The organism is Klebsiella sp. X1-16S-Nf21, assembly GCF_002837615.1.
GTDB classification, from domain to species: Bacteria; Pseudomonadota; Gammaproteobacteria; order Enterobacterales; family Enterobacteriaceae; genus Klebsiella; species Klebsiella variicola.
Genome location: NZ_PJDK01000175.1, coordinates 1 through 502 on the forward strand (window position 1 = coordinate 1; position 502 = coordinate 502).

Sequence of the window (502 nt, forward strand, 5' to 3'; positions counted from 1 at the left end):
CTAATCCTGGTCGGACATCAGGAGGTTAGTGCAATGGCATAAGCTAGCTTGACTGCGAGCGTGACGGCGCGAGCAGGTGCGAAAGCAGGTCATAGTGATCCGGTGGTTCTGAATGGAAGGGCCATCGCTCAACGGATAAAAGGTACTCCGGGGATAACAGGCTGATACCGCCCAAGAGTTCATATCGACGGCGGTGTTTGGCACCTCGATGTCGGCTCATCACATCCTGGGGCTGAAGTAGGTCCCAAGGGTATGGCTGTTCGCCATTTAAAGTGGTACGCGAGCTGGGTTTAGAACGTCGTGAGACAGTTCGGTCCCTATCTGCCGTGGGCGCTGGAGAATTGAGGGGGGCTGCTCCTAGTACGAGAGGACCGGAGTGGACGCATCACTGGTGTTCGGGTTGTCATGCCAATGGCACTGCCCGGTAGCTAAATGCGGAAGAGATAAGTGCTGAAAGCATCTAAGCACGAAACTTGCCCCGAGATGAGTTCTCCCTGAGACT

The 502-nt window shown here is 55.2% G+C and carries 1 rRNA gene; it reads left to right on the forward strand.

The features are described 5' to 3' along the window. Positions 1 to 502, forward strand: a 23S ribosomal RNA gene (locus tag CW267_RS29935); the annotation flags it as partial.